This is a genomic window from Thermodesulfatator autotrophicus, from assembly GCF_001642325.1.
Classification (GTDB): domain Bacteria; phylum Desulfobacterota; class Thermodesulfobacteria; order Thermodesulfobacteriales; family Thermodesulfatatoraceae; genus Thermodesulfatator; species Thermodesulfatator autotrophicus.
Window position 1 is genome coordinate 32768 of record NZ_LSFI01000005.1, and the last position, 15787, is coordinate 48554.

At 42.8% G+C, this 15787-nt stretch carries 17 protein-coding genes and 1 pseudogene; 12 read left to right on the forward strand and 6 right to left on the reverse strand.

Translation table 11 applies throughout. The annotated features are described in order from the left end of the window. Window positions 1-17: 17 nt before the first annotated feature. Window positions 18-1193, reverse strand: a complete 1176-nt coding sequence (locus TH606_RS01660) for a LeuA family protein (RefSeq protein ID WP_082863458.1) — start codon at window positions 1191-1193, stop codon at window positions 18-20. Window positions 1194-1424: 231 nt separating this feature from the next. Here TH606_RS01660 and nifH point away from each other — a divergent pair, with 231 nt between their 5' ends. The 9 genes and pseudogenes from nifH (at window position 1425) to TH606_RS01705 (ending at window position 8859) form a co-directional block, all read left to right on the forward strand. Further along, on the forward strand, window positions 1425-2252 hold the full coding sequence (gene nifH, locus TH606_RS01665; RefSeq protein ID WP_068540963.1) for a nitrogenase iron protein: 828 nt from the start codon (window positions 1425-1427) through the stop codon (window positions 2250-2252). A 26-nt stretch (window positions 2253-2278) separates the two neighbouring features. Further along, window positions 2279-2596 (forward strand): P-II family nitrogen regulator, encoded by a 318-nt coding sequence (locus TH606_RS01670; RefSeq protein WP_068540964.1) that lies wholly within the window; start codon window positions 2279-2281, stop codon window positions 2594-2596. 15 nt (window positions 2597-2611) lie between these two features. After that, a complete protein-coding gene (locus tag TH606_RS01675) occupies window positions 2612-2992 on the forward strand; it encodes a P-II family nitrogen regulator (protein WP_068540965.1) in 381 nt (126 codons plus the stop codon). 11 nt (window positions 2993-3003) lie between these two features. Continuing rightward, a complete protein-coding gene (locus tag TH606_RS01680) occupies window positions 3004-3831 on the forward strand; it encodes a radical SAM protein (RefSeq protein WP_068540966.1) in 828 nt (275 codons plus the stop codon). Between the two features lie 21 nt (window positions 3832-3852). Continuing rightward, window positions 3853-5283, forward strand: a complete 1431-nt coding sequence (locus tag TH606_RS01685) for a nitrogenase component I subunit alpha (protein ID WP_157627832.1) — start codon at window positions 3853-3855, stop codon at window positions 5281-5283. Window positions 5284-5299: 16 nt separating this feature from the next. Continuing rightward, window positions 5300-6769, forward strand: a complete 1470-nt coding sequence (locus tag TH606_RS01690; protein WP_082863461.1) for a nitrogenase component 1 — start codon at window positions 5300-5302, stop codon at window positions 6767-6769. Window positions 6770-6927: 158 nt separating this feature from the next. Next, window positions 6928-7083: pseudogene (locus tag TH606_RS01695) on the forward strand (cyanase); the annotation flags it as partial. A 24-nt stretch (window positions 7084-7107) separates the two neighbouring features. Beyond that, window positions 7108-8382 carry a nitrogenase component 1 gene (locus tag TH606_RS01700; RefSeq protein ID WP_068540967.1) on the forward strand — a complete coding sequence of 425 codons (1275 nt, stop codon included), beginning with the start codon at window positions 7108-7110 and terminating at the stop codon, window positions 8380-8382. 183 nt (window positions 8383-8565) lie between these two features. Beyond that, window positions 8566-8859 (forward strand): DUF2250 domain-containing protein, encoded by a 294-nt coding sequence (locus TH606_RS01705; RefSeq protein WP_068540968.1) that lies wholly within the window; start codon window positions 8566-8568, stop codon window positions 8857-8859. Here the strand turns inward: TH606_RS01705 and TH606_RS11465 are convergent. From TH606_RS11465 to TH606_RS01720, 4 genes are all read right to left on the reverse strand, one after another. Further along, window positions 8856-8993: a hypothetical protein gene (locus TH606_RS11465; protein ID WP_157627833.1), complete on the reverse strand. Its 138-nt coding sequence runs from the start codon at window positions 8991-8993 to the stop codon at window positions 8856-8858. The genes TH606_RS01705 and TH606_RS11465 overlap by 4 nt on opposite strands. Before the next feature lie 117 nt (window positions 8994-9110). Beyond that, complete coding sequence (locus tag TH606_RS01710; protein WP_068540969.1) at window positions 9111-10247, reverse strand: aminotransferase class I/II-fold pyridoxal phosphate-dependent enzyme; 1137 nt, start codon at window positions 10245-10247, stop codon at window positions 9111-9113. Next, window positions 10244-11623: an adenosylmethionine--8-amino-7-oxononanoate transaminase gene (bioA, locus tag TH606_RS01715; protein ID WP_068540970.1), complete on the reverse strand. Its 1380-nt coding sequence runs from the start codon at window positions 11621-11623 to the stop codon at window positions 10244-10246. The genes TH606_RS01710 and bioA overlap by 4 nt, the downstream gene beginning before the upstream one ends. Further along, complete coding sequence (locus tag TH606_RS01720; RefSeq protein ID WP_068540971.1) at window positions 11620-12228, reverse strand: hypothetical protein; 609 nt, start codon at window positions 12226-12228, stop codon at window positions 11620-11622. Before TH606_RS01720 ends, bioA begins: the two co-directional genes overlap by 4 nt. A 302-nt stretch (window positions 12229-12530) precedes the next feature. Between TH606_RS01720 and TH606_RS01725 the strand changes: the two genes are divergently transcribed. The 3 genes from TH606_RS01725 to TH606_RS01735 are packed head-to-tail and all read left to right on the forward strand — an operon-like array spanning window position 12531 to window position 14681. After that, the gene (locus TH606_RS01725; protein WP_068540972.1) at window positions 12531-12863 is read left to right on the forward strand and encodes a Rho termination factor N-terminal domain-containing protein; all 333 of its coding nucleotides are present in this window, start codon (window positions 12531-12533) and stop codon (window positions 12861-12863) included. Continuing rightward, complete coding sequence (locus TH606_RS01730; RefSeq protein ID WP_068540973.1) at window positions 12863-13759, forward strand: phosphoribosylaminoimidazolesuccinocarboxamide synthase; 897 nt, start codon at window positions 12863-12865, stop codon at window positions 13757-13759. Before TH606_RS01725 ends, TH606_RS01730 begins: the two co-directional genes overlap by 1 nt. Further along, on the forward strand, window positions 13710-14681 hold the full coding sequence (locus tag TH606_RS01735) for a ParB/RepB/Spo0J family partition protein (RefSeq protein ID WP_157627834.1): 972 nt from the start codon (window positions 13710-13712) through the stop codon (window positions 14679-14681). Before TH606_RS01730 ends, TH606_RS01735 begins: the two co-directional genes overlap by 50 nt. On the opposite strand, the gene holA is transcribed toward TH606_RS01735, so the two are convergent. Continuing rightward, a complete protein-coding gene (holA, locus tag TH606_RS01740; protein WP_068540975.1) occupies window positions 14653-15756 on the reverse strand; it encodes a DNA polymerase III subunit delta in 1104 nt (367 codons plus the stop codon). The genes TH606_RS01735 and holA overlap by 29 nt on opposite strands. Window positions 15757-15787: the final 31 nt, after the last annotated feature.

The window sequence follows — 15787 nt, forward strand, 5'->3', positions numbered from 1 at the left end:
TTTTGTTAAAACCATCTTTACGCATTTGTCAGTTTTGTTGAAAAATTTATTTTATTAGTTTCTTCACTTTTGTTTTTCATTATAAACTGCTCGTATATTTTTTTGATTTCTTCGTCATTTAAAGGCCGGCCATATTCTTGGGCAAGCTGTCGGATTTTATTTAACAAAATTGGAAGATATTCTTCTGGAATAGTTAAATCCAATTCTTGTAATTTTCCCCTTAAAGCGCCAAGGCCTGACTTTTCTCCCAAAACGAGCTTATGTGAAAGCCCAAGAACTTCCGGTGGGAAGGGTTCGTAAAGTTTTTTATTTTTGTAAAGGCCATCTACGTGAAGGCCAGTTTCACAGGTAAAGAGGTATCTTCCCAAAACGGGCTTGAATGGAGGAATGGTTTCTCCTGCGTGCCAGGAAAGAAAGTGAGCGGCTAAAGGCAATAGTTCAAGGCGATAGTTTTTCTTGCCTCGACGAAAGCAAAGATAAACCAGAACTTCTTCAAGAGGAGTAATACCTGCCCTTTCTCCTAGCCCTAAAAGACTTACATCTACCCAGTCTGCTCCAGTTTCAAGGGCTGTTATGGCGTTTCCTGTGGCTAACCCCAGATCATTATGGAAATGAAAGGATAGCTCTAAATCTGGAAAACGTTTTTTGAATTCTTCTACAAGTTTTATAACTTTTAATGGTTGCCAGAAACTAAGGGTGTCAGAAAGGCGCAAGCGTTTAACCCCGGCGGACAAAGCTTCTTCAGCTATTTGGAAAAGCAAATTAGGAGAAGTGCGACTGGCGTCCTCTAGGCCCAGAGAAACATAAGAAAAGTATTGGCTGGCTTCCTTAACTAACTTTTTTATTCTTTTAAGTAATTCTTCGGAAGTAATTTTAAGCTTATATTTAAGATGAAGTCTGGATGCAGGAGCACTTAAATTGATTCTTTTAAGCCCTGGGAACAAATTATAGGCCAGCTCTAAATCTTTTTCGTTTAAGCGGCACCAAAAACTAAATCTGTCTTCTATCTTTTTTCTTCTGATAGACTGCCAGATATGTTCTAAATCTTTATCTCTACGAACTATACCAAACTCTATCTCTTCTATACCTATATCATAAAGCAAAAATGCCAGGCGTAACTTGACTTCTGGCTTTAGATAAACTCCGAAACGCTGTACTCCCTCTCTTAACGTGCTATCCAGTAATCTCATCATACTTTTATTAATAGCAAAATCCGTTCCAGTTTTTAAAATTGTTTTGTTTTAAACAAATAGAAAAATTACAAAACTCACAAAAACTTTTCTGCTAAAAACTTACTGTCAATTTATTTGTTAGTTTTTCAGAACCTTTTATTGCCTTAAAAGCATTTAAAACAAAAGAAAATACAGTTTGGCACATACTTTGCTCAGTATAAATAAGCAAAAAGTTAGTAGGAGGTTTAAGTTATGGCTACAAGAAAGATTGGTATTTACGGAAAAGGTGGCATAGGCAAGTCCACCACTACTCAAAATTTAGCCGCAGCTTTGGCTTATTATCACAACAAAAAAGTTATGATTCACGGTTGTGATCCGAAGGCTGACTCAACGCGCTTGATTCTCGGCGGTAAACCCCAGGAAACAGTGCTTGATGTGATGAGAGAAGAGGGAGAAGAAAATGTAACCCTGGAAAAAGTCGTAAAAGTCGGCTTTGGCGATATTAGGTGTGTGGAATCAGGTGGTCCTGAGCCTGGAGTGGGCTGTGCCGGCCGCGGTGTTATTACCGCTATAAACCTTATGGAATCTCTTGGTGGATATCCCGAGGACCTTGATTTCCTCTTCTACGACGTGTTGGGCGACGTAGTTTGTGGTGGTTTTGCCATGCCCGTGCGGGACGGTAAGGCTCAGGAAATCTACATTGTAGCCTCTGGTGAAATGATGGCTATTTACGCTGCTAACAACATCTGCCGTGGTATGGCCAAGTATGCCAGAAGAACAGGGGTGCGTCTTGGTGGAATTATCTGTAACAGCCGTAAGGTTGACCGCGAACAGGAACTCATGGAGGAATTTTGTGAACGTCTTGGCACCCAGATGATTATGTTTATCCCGCGTGACAACATTGTTCAAAAGGCTGAGTTTAATAGGCAAACGGTGGTTCAGTTTGATCCGGACCATCCCCAGGCCCATGCTTATAAAGAACTTGCCCGCAGAATCATTGAAAACAAACACTTTGTAATTCCTAAACCTCTTACTATGGACGAACTTGAAAATCTAGTGGTCAAGTACGGCATCGTCTAAAACAACATTTTTAGGAGGAGCCAAATATGAAAATGATAAAAGCTGTTATCAGACCTGAAAAGGTAGATGATGTAGTAGAGGCCCTTGAAAAGGAAGGTTTTTTAGCCTTGACGCGTATAGACGTGGTGGGGCGCGGTAAACAGGGCGGTCTAACTATGGGAGAAATTGTTTACGACGAGCTTCCCAAGTCAATGCTTCTTCTGGTGGTGGATGAAGAAGCGGTGCCCAAAGTTTGTGAAATCATCATGGAGTCAGCACGCACTGGACGCTTTGGTGACGGGAAAATTTTTGTGCTCCCGGTAAACCAGGTCTGGACCGTGCGTACAGGAGCTCCTGAACTCTAAACAAGAGGAGGCAATATGAGCAAGTTATGTGAAATTATGGCCATTGTAAGACCAAATAAGATGCTTGCCACTAAAAAGGCCCTGGCTGAAATAGGCCTGCCTTCTTTTACAGCTTTTCCCTGCTTTGGGCGGGGCAGACAGGCAGGCAGAGTGGGAGAGATTTCTTATCCTATAAGTCCTGAAGTTATAGAAAAGGCCAAAGATATGGGGCCTACTTTTATACCAAAGCGCATTATCTTGGCGGTTGTGCCTGAAGCCATGGTGGAAAAGGTAGTGCAGACCATTATTAAAGTGAATCAAACTGGTCAGCATGGTGATGGGAAAATCTTTGTCCTGCCAGTAGAGGAGAGTTACCGGGTAAGGACAGGTGAGAAAAATTTAGAAGCCCTTTTCTAAAGGAGGCCAAAATGTTGAGACATCCTTGTTTTGACCATAAAGCCCATCGGATAGTTGGGAGACTTCACCTGCCGGTGGCGCCAAAATGCAACATAAAGTGTGCCTATTGTGAACGCGAGGTAGGCTGTGTTCATGAGTCAAGGCCTGGAGTAGCCAGCAGAGTTATCAGCCCCGAGGAGGTCGGTTTTTATGTGGAAAAGGCCATTTCCTTTATCCCGCAGATAGAAGTTATCGGTGTAGCCGGCCCTGGTGATGCCCTGGCCAATGAAGAGACCTTTGAAGCCTTGAAGCAGGTTAAGGCTAAGTTCCCGGAGCTAAAGATCTGTCTTTCAACTAATGGTCTAGCTTTACCGGAAAGCCTCCCGAAAATGCTTGGAGTAGGAGTGGAATTTGTTTCGGTAACAGTGAACTTTATTTCTCCCGAAGTTGGGGCCAAGCTTCTCCGCTGGGTCAAGGCTGAACACAAACTGGAAGGTAAAGACGCCGCTTCTTTTCTTGTTAGCAAACAACTTGAAGGAATAAACCTTGCCTCTCAAGCTGGACTCAGGGTGAAGGTGAATACGGTGTTAGTGCCGGGGGTAAACGATGACGAAGTAACAGCTATTGCCAGAGAAGTGGCCAAGGCTGGAGCCAGTTTAATGAATATTATTCCTCTAATTCCTTTAGGAGAATTCAGGGGTTATCGGGCGCCTACGCGAAAAGAGCTGAATAAGGCTCGGTCTAAAGCTGCTCATTACCTACCGCAATTTTTAGCCTGTAAGCGCTGCCGAGCTGACGCTGCGGGTATCCCGGCCTTAGGAGACTTAAACGTTTTTAATTCTAAGGCCCTTTGTGCTTAAAACCCAATAAGGAGGAAGACCATGCCAGTAGTTCAACTTAAATGTAATCTATGTATTCCTGAAAGAAATCCTCACACCATTATCGTTGATGAAGATAAAAGCACACTTCCCCGTTGTAATGCTCCTACTGTCCCGGGAGACATGACGGAACGAGGGTGATCTTATGCTGGAGCCCGCGGGGTCGTGGGCGGACCAATAGTGGACATAATCCACATGGTTCATGCGCCGGTAGGCTGTGGTTATTACACCTGGGGTACCAGGCGGCACCTGGGAGATGTTTATGGCTGGGCTTTACCTGGTGTGCTTGAGAACGAAGCTAATCACCGCCGTCATTGCTACACCACCGATATGACTGAAAACGATATCGTCTTTGGCGGTATGGATAAACTTAAGCAAGCCCTGCTTGAGGCCTTTCGTATTAACCCTGGTGCTAAAGGGGCTATCATTTACCTTACCTGCTCTACCGCCCTTATCGGCGATGATATTGATAACGTGGCCAAAGAAGTAATGAAGGAGACAGGCAAACCTGTGTTTGCTTGTTCTTCTCCAGGGTTTTGTGGGGTTTCCCAATCAAAGGGACATCATGAGTTTAACTTCCAGTTTTACAAATGGCTGCTCAAATACCGAGAGGAACACCCTGAAGTGTGCTTAAAAGAGGAAGAAAAGACACTTTATGATATTAACCTCATCGGTGAGTATAACATTGACTGGGATACCATCACCATCGTACCCCTTTTTGAAAAAATGGGCATGCGAGTCCTTTCAATTTTCACAGGCAACGGTCGTTTTGAGGATCTATTTAAGATGCCAGATGCCAAGCTTAGTATTGTGCACTGTCAGCGTTCGGCTACCTACATTGCTGAGCTTATAAAGCAAGGGTTTGAAGTGCCATATATAAGAGCCAGTTTCTTTGGGCTGGAACAAACAGCCAAAGCTTTAAGGGATACAGCGGCCTGGTTTGGGGACGACAAGTTAATGAAGCGGGCTGAAGAAGTCATAGAAGAGGAAAAAGAAGCTATTAAAAAAGCCCTTGAATGGTATCGCAACAAGTTAGCTGGAAAAAGAATAGCCATATATGTAGGGGCACCACGTGTCTGGCACTGGATTAAAGCCATGGAAGAGTTGGGCATGGAAGTTGTAGCCTGTATGACTACCTTTGGCCATAAAGATGACTACGAAAAAATCGTGGCGCGTCTAAAACCAGGAGCTCTGGTTATTGATAATCCCAATGAGTTTGAAGTTGAAGAAATGATAGAGCGCTGTAAGCCAGATCTATTCCTCACTGGACTCAAAGAAAAATATCTGGTGCGTAAGTTTGGAGTGCCTACGCTTAACTCTCACTCTTACGAAAAAGGTCCTTACGCGGGTTTCAGAGGCTTTATCAACTTTGCCAGGGATATATATCAGGCCCTTTATGCTCCAGTCTGGAAAATTGCTCAAGAAGAAATTTAAAAACCAGGAGGAAGCCATGATAAATAACACAAAAGAAATACCCATCGAAGGGATAACATATAAAGAACTTAACATAGAAAAGAAGCCCCTCAGTCCAGAATATGTGCCTCCCCCAGAAGAGTTGGTGCCAGCGGCTAACCGGGCTGTTTGTATTGATCCATCTCGCACCTGTATGCCTTTTGGGGCTATGTGGGCCACTTTAGGTGTTCATCGGGCTATTCCCTTTGTACAGGGAGCTCAAGGTTGCACCACCTATGTGCGCTACACCTTTGCCCGGGTCTTCCGTGAGCCCACTCTCATTGCCAACGCCAGCTTCCACGAAGACGCAGCGGTTTTCGGCGGACGCAAAAACTTGATAAAGGGACTTAGAAACCTGGTTTGCCGTTACCAGCCAGAGTTAATTTCTATCGTTACCACCTGTTCAAGTGAAGTTATTGGTGATGACATCCAGAGTTTTTTAGACGAAGCCCTGGAAGTTATGGAAGAGGAAATGGACCCTGATATTTACGACGCCGTAAAGTTCGTCATTGTAAACACGCCAAGCTTTGCCGGCTCCCATGTTGAAGGTTACAACCGGGCAGCCCGTGAATTTTTAAAGACCCTTGCCAAAAAAACTGGCCAGAGTGAAGAGCTTTACTTTATTCCTGGCATGATGATGCCAGGAGATATCCGGGAACTCAAACACATATTTGAACTTATGGATGTGCCTTACAAGATTCTTTTTGACATAAGTGATACCCTTGATTGTCCGCTTACAGGTATGCCCCAGATGGTGCCTTATTATCCACCAGGAGGCACCAGGGTGGAAGACTTTGTGCGGGCAGGAAACGCCAAAGCCATATTTGCCCTTTCCCCTGACGCTGGTGGAGCCGGGGCTATGTGGATGGAAAAGCGTTTTAAAATGCCGGGCCTGATAATGACTATGCCCATTGGGGTTCGTAATACTGACAAGCTGGTTAAAACCGTTTCTGAAATTTCTGGCCGCGGCATTCCAGACAGCCTACGCTGGGAGAGAGGCATACTCCTTGATGCCATAGCAGATACCATTCACTACACTATGGGTAAAAGGGTAGCTATTTGTGGTGACCCAGACTTCGTGGCTGCGGCTACAGGTTTTGTCTGTGAATTGGGCATGATACCCACTTATATTTTGCCTGGAAGCAAGACCAAGACAGCAGTCCAAACAATTAAAGACGCCTGTGCCGAATACGATATTGAACCCACGGTATTTGTTGATAGCGATCAGTTTGAATGGGAATACGCCCTTAAACAAGATAAACCTGATGTTATTCTCGGGCATTCCCGATGCTTAAATATTTCAAGAGAACTTCAGGTGCCTCTGGTGCGTTTTGGTTTTCCGGTGTATGACCGGGTGGGCTACCAGCGCGAACCCATTGTAGGCTATCGGGGAGGCGAAAGGTTTTTGGCCCGGATTATAAACGCCATATTAGACCAGTACTTCCCGGACGACCGGACACAACAGTAAAAGGGGAGGTTTCCCTCCCCCTTTCATAGGAGGGAGTTATGGAATACAAGTTTTGCCCTATTGTAAGAAAACTTTTGCAGGCTAAGGAAAAAGTGGTCTCAGTTTTGAAGAGATAGGCAGGTCTATTGGACGAGATAAGGTATGGGTAAAGGGTTTAGGGACCAGCTATAAAATCGGTTATTAACGAAATGTTTGGTGATGGGATTATGAGTGCCATTGATTTTAGTATGGATATTCAAAAGCAGGAGGATCCCAAAGGAGATCGGGTGGTGATAACTCTTAACGGTAAATTTTTACCTTTTAAAAAGTGGTAGTCAGGAACTAAAAAGGAGGCCTCTATGCTTTCTATCCTAAAAACTGAAGTCCTCCCGCCAAAGTCTTGTGGACTTGCCACTGAGCCTGGATCTATGAGCCAGCGAAGCTGTGTGTACTTTGGCGCAAGGTATGTACTCGGACCTATTCGCGAAGCTATACATCTGGTTCACGGGGCGGTGGGCTGTAGCTATTACGGGAAGATGGTTCGCGGCACACCAGCCCCTGTCTGGACTACAGATATGGAAGAAGATGATGTTATTTTTGGTGGTCGGGAAAAACTAAAAAAAGCTTTAATTGAGGCCTTTCGCTTAAAACCTGAGGCTAAAGGCGCCTTTGTTTATATCACCTGTGTGTCAGGTCTTATTGGAGAAGATGTTACCACCGTGGCTGAAGAAGTAACTCAAATTACAGGAAAAACTATTAAAGTAGTTTCTTGTCCAGGGTTTTCTGGTTTTTCCCAATCAAAAGGGCATGATCTTTCTTACAACCTCATTTTTGAGCTTATAAAGCCTGTAAAAAAGCCTAAAGAACCTGTGGTTAATCTGGTAGGAGAATACAATGTAGGGGGAGAGACACAGGTTATTAAAGAGCTTCTGGAAAAGCTGGGGATAAAAGTGCATGTTTCTCTTACTGGTGAGGCTACCTGGTCTCAAATAGAAACCATGAGCAGGGCTCATCTTAACCTCATGTTTTGTGGAGCTACGGCTGAAAACTTCTGTCGTAAAATGAAGGAGTCCTTTAGCATTCCCTTCATGAAGGTTTCTTTTTATGGACTTAAATCAACTGCTGCTTCTTTAAGAAAGATAGGAGATTTTTTTGAAATACCGGAGTACAGGGTAGAAAAAGTTATTGAAGAAGGCGAAAAATGGGCTTTATCTAATATTTTCCCTTGGCGTAAGGTTTTTTACGGTAAGAAGGCCCTGATAGTACTTGGCACCTATCGCTTAGGTCCTCAGGGTAAGATGCTTAAAGAGCTTGGTTTGGAAGTTGTAGCAGCGGCTTCTATTTTTGGGCGAATAGATGACCATGTTGAGGCCTATTCTATAACGTCAAGGGTGACTGACAACCCCGGTGATTATGAAGTGGAGAAGGCTTTAACTCTCTTAAAGCCTGATATTGTGCTTACCAACGCTCGGGATCAATGGCGTCCAATTAAATTTGGTATTCCTGTTCTTTCTTTCCCTCAACCAAAGGAACGCGGCCCTTACGCTGGTTATAAAGGTATGGTCAATTTTGCCCGTGATCTTCATCGTTGTTTAAATGCTCCTGTGTGGCGACTTTTGAAATCAGAATTTTAACTTTATTATGAACAAACTTAATTTTCACTTTCGCTTCCATATAATCTTATAGCTCCATGTACAAACGTAAATCAAAGCAGGCCTTTTAAAGTGCCTGGCACAGCCACTCAGCCAGAGGGTTAAGGCTTTACGGGATTAATCACCGTTGCCTGTCCCTAAAACAAGTTATAAGCTTTTTAAATTATGAGAGCCTTACCATGGGGCCTTATAGAGGAAGAAGATTTTATAATACTAAAAGATTTATATGCCAATGCTCCAGATTGTGCCAAATTTTTATCAAGACGACTGAGACTTGACCTTGCCGAAACTATGGAAAGACTACGGAGACTTGAAAACCTTGGTTTTTTAGAAAGAGTAGAAGGGAGATTTTTAAAGAAAAAGGGCCTTAGAAAGCCCAAACACATGAACCATACCTACTATGAGCTTACCAGAACTTGCCGGTTATACCTCAGGAAAGAATTATTCCAGGATAATTAGACCATAATATTAGGTAAATCCATTTCTCCGTGTTCAAATGCCCTTACAAAAGCTTTTACTACTGCTGGGTCAAAATGTTTGCCTGCACCTGCGACGCTTTTTGTATTTTCGTTGTGAGCAATTGCTAATGACATATTGACATATTAGTAAGAACTGGTAATGATGGCCCCTTTTATCATGTGAGGAGCGCCTAAACACGACGAAGTAATCTCAAAAATCCTCGTTTCACCCGGAGCAGGTGAATCAGTTAATTAAAGTGTTTTGCAAAGGTCTCCTACAAAATCAACCAGCGGAAAAAGCGCATCTTTTTCCATCTGAGCGGTTAAGGAGACTCGCAGGCGAGCAGTACCTTGAGGGACAGTAGGGGGCCTTATGGCCGGGACAAAGAAACCTGTTTCAAATAATTTTTCTGAAGCTGCTAAAGCCCTTTCATTTTCACCCAAAATAATAGGCACAATGGGGCTATCTCCTGAAAGCCCCAGGCTCTCACGAAACCAGAAGGCAAGGGCTCTAAGTTTTTGGCGTTCATTTTCAAGCTCTGGTAAAAGTGAAACGGCCTTTAAATTAGCCGCCACAATAACGGGAGGAAGGGCAGTAGTGAAGATAAAAGAACGCGCCTTATTTATCAGCACATCTATTACTTCTTCTTCAGCTACGGCAAAGGCTCCGTAGCTTCCAAGGGCTTTACCAAAGGTACCAATGATTAAGTCAACCTCTTTTAGCAGGCTGTATTCTTCTGCAAGCCCCAGGCCTTTTTGGCCATAAACCCCTATAGCGTGAGCTTCATCAAGTATCAAAAAGGCCTCAAATTTCTTTTTTAGTTCAACAAGCTCTTTGAGAGGACATAAATCACCATCCATGCTAAAAAGGCTTTCCGTGACTATAAAAGCCCGTTTATGGTTAAAGCGATGGTCTTCTAAAAGTTTTGAAAGGGCCTTAAGGTCATTATGGGGGTAACGAAAAAACCTGGATGATGAAAGGCGTATGCCGTCTATAATACTTGCGTGGACGAGTTTGTCCGCAAAGATTATGTCTTTTCGGCCGGCTAAGGCTGAAATTATTCCTATGTTGGCATGATAACCAGAAGAAAAAATAAGGGCCTTTTTTCCGTAAAGATGCCCGAGTTTTTCTTCTAATAGCTGATAAAGCTCGTGGTTGCCAGAAAGGAGCCGCGCCGCTCCGGCTCCTGAAGGTAAATTTTCTAGGCCGTTTAAAATTTCTTTTAAAGAAAGCCTTTCACTCAATCCCATGTAATCATTTGAAGAAAGATTAAGAAGCCATCTTCCTGCTATTTTTATGTAAGGACCCCGGCGGGCTTCAATCAAAGGTAGGCGACGAAAGCGCTTTTCTTTTTTGAGCCTGGCTAGCTCTGAGGCAAAATCTATCATAAGCTGGCCAATACTTCTTCAATGGCTTCCACGCTTAGATTTAATATTTCTTCTACTTCATATTTCGTAACGCATAAGGGCAAAAACCAGTAGATAACATCTCCAAGAGGCCTTAAAACCACACCCTTTTCAAGGGATTTCATGTAAATCTGAAAACTGACTCTTAATTCTTCAGGGAAAGGCTCTTTTGTTTGCTTATCCTTCACCAGTTCAATAGCGCCTACGTAACCAAGATAGCGAATGTCGCCTACGTAGGGCTTGTCCGCAAAAGTTTTAAGCAATAGCTGGTGAAAATATTCCCGGGCTTCTCTGGTTTTGACGAGAGGATTTTCTTCGGCAAAGAGTTTAAGGTTAGCTGCTGCCACCGCACAGCAAATGGGATTAGCCGTATAGGTGTGGCCGTGGTAAAAAGTCTTTCCCTCCAGGTAATCAGCGTAAAAGGCCTGATAAATTTCTTCAGTGGTTATGGTTAAAGCCATAGGTAGGTAGCCGCCAGTTAGGCCTTTGGCCAGGCAAATAATGTCAGGAACCACTTCGGCCTGTTCAAAAGCAAACATGGTACCCGTGCGCCCAAAGCCCGTGGCCACCTCGTCAAATATAAGAAAAACTTTATAGCGCCTGGTAATTTCCCTTAACTTTTTTAAATAAGCTGCTGGATAAATGAGAATCCCCCCAGCTCCCTGCATAAGCGGCTCAACGATAACAGCACAAATTTCTCCATGGTGTTCTTTAAGGATTTCTTCCATTCCTTTTAAACACTTGAGGCTACACTGGTGAGAGGCATCAAGGGTAAAACCCTCTTTTTCCGGGCAACGATAGCAATAAGGGCTTGGGGCCTTAAAGGACTTAAAAAGCAAAGGCTTATAAAGCTCAAAAAAAAGATCAACTCCGCCAACGCTTACCGCCCCCAGGGTATCTCCGTGATAGGCATTTTCAAGACAAACAAAACGGGTTTTTTCTTTTTGCCCTTTATTTTGCCAGAATTGAAAGGCCATCTTAAGGGCCACTTCTACAGCGGTTGAGCCGTTATCTGAAAAGAAAAAGCGTGAAAGTTCAGGTGGCAGAAAGTCTTTAAGGCGCTCTACTACCTCAACGGCGTAAGGGTGGGTGTAGCCTGAGAAATTTATGTGGTCAAGAAGGTTTAACTGCTCAATTATGGCCTGATTAAGAGCCGGGTGCAGGTGACCGTGGACATTGGTCCACCAGGAAGATATGGAATCGTAAATTTCTTGGCCGTCTATGGTTTTTAGTTTTAAGCCTCTGGCAGATACTATAACCATAGGATCACGGTTTTCGTAATCTTTCATCTGGGTGTAGGGATGCCATATATGATTGCGGTCTATCTCAAGAATCTTTTTTTTGTCCCAGGTTTTCATTGGCAATTCTCCACGCAAAATTTTTCAGGGATTATGGTACCACCACAGCTTATGAAGCAATGGTCGTATATTTTCTGACAACCACAGTCTCGGCTACAGGTGGCTGTGAGCTTTTTAATTATATCTTCTAAATCTGGTTCAACTGGCTTAAGGGGATGGCTGGGTTTTTCCTGTTTAAGGCGAGATATCTTCTTTTTTAATTCCTCCTGGCGCGAACAGGCGTATTTATCCTGCTTTTCCTGGCAAATTTTTTCAAAAAAATGGTAATCGTCACTTAATTCTTTTAGTTTTTCTAGGTAAAGGGCCAGTTTTTGCTGAAAAAGATTTGTTTCATCTTGGTATATATTAAGTTCTTCACGATATTTTTTGAGTTCTTTTTCGTAAAGGCTGGTTGCTTTTTGACGGACGTCAGAAAGACAGGCGTGATATTGGGCCTCACACGCCTTTTGGCAATTTTCAAATTTTTCCTGGCAATCCTTAATACAGGGGCTGGAGCTAGTGTCTGCAGGCAGAATATAGTGGTTTTTTATTATATATTCAGGGCCGCCGCAGGCACTAAGCAAAAATAACCCCAATAATCCTAAAAATAAACCTTTACGCAACATGTTAAGAAAATTACACCCTTGTGCCAGGGCTTACAAGTTAGGGCAAGATTTAGAGCGCCGTATCATGAGGGCACATCATACGGGAGCATGCGGGACGGGAGGCTAAAGCCCCCCTATACGCATCTGTAACTCATTCTAGCCCTCCCCTGCGAGAGGAGGGAATTGTTCCCCCATATAGGAAGGTTTTAGAGGGATGTCATAACCATTTTTATGTTTTTGCTTATGCTCTTAGAGAAATAAACCGTTGATTAAAATAAATTTTTTGTTACATTAGCCATGACTTTTAAGAAGGGAGGTCAAATATGTCCGAATTACCTAAATTAGAAAAGAAACTTGAAAAAATGACCGTTAAAGAACTTCGTGAAATTGCCCTTCAGATTCCAGAGATTCAGGGCGTTCACGGCATGAATAAAGAAGAGCTTATTTCGGCGCTCAAAAAGGTTTACGGTATTAAAGAAGAGCCCCGCAAAGTAGGTGGAAGCATGCGGGAACTCAAGGCCAAGGTGGCTAAGTTTAAAGAACTTGCGGCCAAGGCCAAAGAGGCTGGTGATCTGAAAAAGTATGAGCGTTACCGCAAGCTAGCTTCTCGTTTTAAGAAGCGTACCCGTAAACTGGCGAAAAAGGCGGCGGCCTAGTGAAAGTCCTTTACCAAACTAATCTCCCGGGTCTTAACCTGCTGAAGAGAGGGAAAGTGCGCGATATTTATGACCTGGGAGATAAGCTTCTTCTGGTAGCTACTGACCGCATCTCTGCTTTTGACGTAATTATGCCTAATCCGATTCCAGGAAAGGGCATAATTCTTACTCAAATTTCGCTTTTTTGGTTTGATTTTTTAGCAGATCTCCTTCCTAATCATCTTATCACCGCCAAGGTTGAAGAGTTTCCAGAAGAATGCCAGCCTTACGCTGAAGAACTCCGTGGCCGTTCCATGCTGGTCAAAAAGACAAAGCCCCTGCCGGTGGAATGTATCGTTAGAGGGTACTTAACGGGTTCAGGTCTTAAAGAATACTTAAAAACAGGCCAGGTATGCGGGATAAAGCTCCCCCCAGGCCTAAGGGAAGCAGATAAATTGCCTGAACCTATTTTTACTCCTTCCACCAAGGCTGAAGAGGGGCACGATGTAAACATAACTTTTGAGCAATGCGCAGAACTAATAGGCAAGGACCTGGCCGAAAAGGTAAAGGGGCTTTCTCTTGCCATATACCAAAAAGCTGCACCTTATGCCGAGGAAAAAGGAATTATTATTGCTGATACCAAATTTGAATTTGGCCTTTTAAATGGAGAACTTCTTCTTATAGATGAAGTGTTGACCCCTGATTCTTCTCGCTTCTGGCCTAAAGAAGATTATCAGCCTGGTCGGCCCCAGAAAAGTTTTGATAAACAATTTTTACGGGACTGGCTTGAAAAAATTGGCTGGAATAAAGAACCTCCGGCTCCTGAACTTCCTCCTGATATAATCAAAAAAACCCAGGAACGTTATCTTGAAGCCTACCGTAGAATTACTGGAAAGGAACTGGTCTTTGACGCCTGAATGTAAACTGATCTACATAGAAAAGATTAACTTTGAAGATAAAACTTACTTTATTTCATATCCTTCCCGGGCTACCCATCTAAAAGAGTCTGTAAAACGCGTAGGCGTTATTGTTCCTCCCCTTTTAAAATTATGTTCAAAGGGTTTTCAGATTATCTCTGGTTGGGGGCGTCTTGAAGCGGCCAGGGAACTAAATTTTGAAAAAATCATCTGCCATCTTCTTCCGCCAGAGGCCGACGAATTATTTTGTTTGAACTTAGTTGTAGAAGAAAACCTGACCTCCCGCGGCCTTAACCTGGTAGAAAAGGCCCTAGCGGTTGAAAAATATCGGAACTATATAAGCGATGAAGAAATTATAAAAGAAATACTCCCGCGCCTTGGTTTACCTCCCCATTACTACCACTTTGAAACTTTGAGAGCCATAAGTTCTCTGGGAGAAGAAACCTGGGAACTTGTGGTAGCTGAAAAATTAAACCCAAAAGTAGCTACCAGGCTGGCCAAGCTTGATGAAAGAAGCCGAAAGAGATTCCTGCTGCTTTTAAAAGAGCTTAAACTTTCAATTAGCCGCCAGCGCTTGTTGTGGGAAATGCTGGAAGATTTAAGCCGTAAATCAGGGAAAAGCTTTGAACTAATACTTGAAGAAGATTTTATAACTTCTCTTTTAAACGAAAAGAATATTTCATTTCAACAAAAAACCGAAAAATTATTTAAATGGCTAGCCCATAAGCTCAGACCTGTAATTGCTGCCAGGGAAGAAAAGGCAAAAGTTCTTTCCAGGAGTTTGCATAAATTGGGAGCTAAGATAGAAATTGACCCTTCTGGTGAAAAAGATTTAATGCGTCTTGAGATAGCCTTTAAGTCTCTAGAAGAATTAGAAAAAAAATGGTTTCAGATTAAAGAGACCCTTGCGAAACAGCTTTAGCTTTATTTTTAGGTGGTTTAACTTTATGCTGTATTTTCAGAAAAAAAGAATAAAAAATCTCCTCTGGTGGGGAGCCGGTCTTTAGGGCCATATCAATTTTGGCCAGTTCGGCAAAGATGAAAGGAAAGTCTTCCAGAGAAAAGACTTTGGCCTGCTTTAAAGCTACAAAAATACCATAAGGATGGCCTTTAAGTTCTTTGGGCTCTTTATCGGGAAAAAGTTCTTTAAAGATTTTTTTATATCTTTCCTGGAAAAGTTGATATTTTTTTATAGAAGCCAAATCAGGGTAAGTGTTTAAAACTTCTCTCAAAAGGTAAAGTTTTTTAAAAAAATTTACCAAAGTGGCCAGTATTACCAGGGGATGAATCCCTTGAACTATGAGATTTTTTAAAATTTTAAGGGCTGCTTCGGGCCCTGACTGAAATAAGGCCTGGGATAAAAGATAAGAAGCCTGTTCAGGAGGAGGAGAGACTACCTCTTTTACGTCTGCTACGGTAATAATCGGTTTTTCCCCAGTATAAAGAGCCAGCTTTTCAAGTTCCTTGGTAAGGAGATTTAAGTCTTCTCCTACCAGAAGTAAAAGGGCTTCGGCTGCCTGGCGTTCCATTTTTTTGCCAAAAGAGGCCAAAAGTTCGGGAATCTCATAAGAAAGGAGGTCTTTAGCTTTTTTACGGGGAAGAGGAATTATCACCGCCCTTTCTAGGGCATATTTATAAAGAGGGTGTTTTTCTTCAAGAGATTCTAAGAAAAAAATAAGGCTTAACCGGGATTTGTTTTCTTCTATTTTGGAGAGGGTTTCCTGGTCAAAGAGGCTTAAGGCCTTAGCTGCTTCTTCTAGATAAACTACCTTTCGTCCGAAAAGAAAGGGGCTAAAAACTTTTTCTTTGAGCTGGTCTATTTCTGCTATTTTGACTTTTTCCGTATGATGGCCCTGTTTTTTCAAAAAATTGAATAAGCGAAGGGAGAGCTCTTCAGCAATTTTGGGATTGCCCAGGAAAAGATAAATCGGAGCAATACGGCCTTCTTGCGCCAGTTTGAGTAACCTTTCAAAGTGTTGGCGTTTAAATATAGGCATGGTTGCTAAATTAACCCAACTTTTTGTCTAT

Coding starts and splice junctions, on each gene's coding strand:
- TH606_RS01710 (WP_068540969.1), bottom strand. CDS start 10,247: ATGATAGATTTTGCCTCAGAGCTAGCCAGGCTCAAAAAAGAAAAGCGC.
- bioA (WP_068540970.1), bottom strand. CDS start 11,623: ATGAAAACCTGGGACAAAAAAAAGATTCTTGAGATAGACCGCAATCAT.
- TH606_RS01660 (WP_082863458.1), bottom strand. CDS start 1,193: ATGATGAGATTACTGGATAGCACGTTAAGAGAGGGAGTACAGCGTTTC.
- nifH (WP_068540963.1), top strand. CDS start 1,425: ATGGCTACAAGAAAGATTGGTATTTACGGAAAAGGTGGCATAGGCAAG.
- TH606_RS01705 (WP_068540968.1), top strand. CDS start 8,566: ATGAGAGCCTTACCATGGGGCCTTATAGAGGAAGAAGATTTTATAATA.
- TH606_RS01670 (WP_068540964.1), top strand. CDS start 2,279: ATGAAAATGATAAAAGCTGTTATCAGACCTGAAAAGGTAGATGATGTA.
- TH606_RS01680 (WP_068540966.1), top strand. CDS start 3,004: ATGTTGAGACATCCTTGTTTTGACCATAAAGCCCATCGGATAGTTGGG.
- TH606_RS01700 (WP_068540967.1), top strand. CDS start 7,108: ATGCTTTCTATCCTAAAAACTGAAGTCCTCCCGCCAAAGTCTTGTGGA.
- holA (WP_068540975.1), bottom strand. CDS start 15,756: ATGCCTATATTTAAACGCCAACACTTTGAAAGGTTACTCAAACTGGCG.
- TH606_RS11465 (WP_157627833.1), bottom strand. CDS start 8,993: ATGTCATTAGCAATTGCTCACAACGAAAATACAAAAAGCGTCGCAGGT.
- TH606_RS01675 (WP_068540965.1), top strand. CDS start 2,612: ATGAGCAAGTTATGTGAAATTATGGCCATTGTAAGACCAAATAAGATG.
- TH606_RS01690 (WP_082863461.1), top strand. CDS start 5,300: ATGATAAATAACACAAAAGAAATACCCATCGAAGGGATAACATATAAA.
- TH606_RS01725 (WP_068540972.1), top strand. CDS start 12,531: ATGTCCGAATTACCTAAATTAGAAAAGAAACTTGAAAAAATGACCGTT.
- TH606_RS01720 (WP_068540971.1), bottom strand. CDS start 12,228: ATGTTGCGTAAAGGTTTATTTTTAGGATTATTGGGGTTATTTTTGCTT.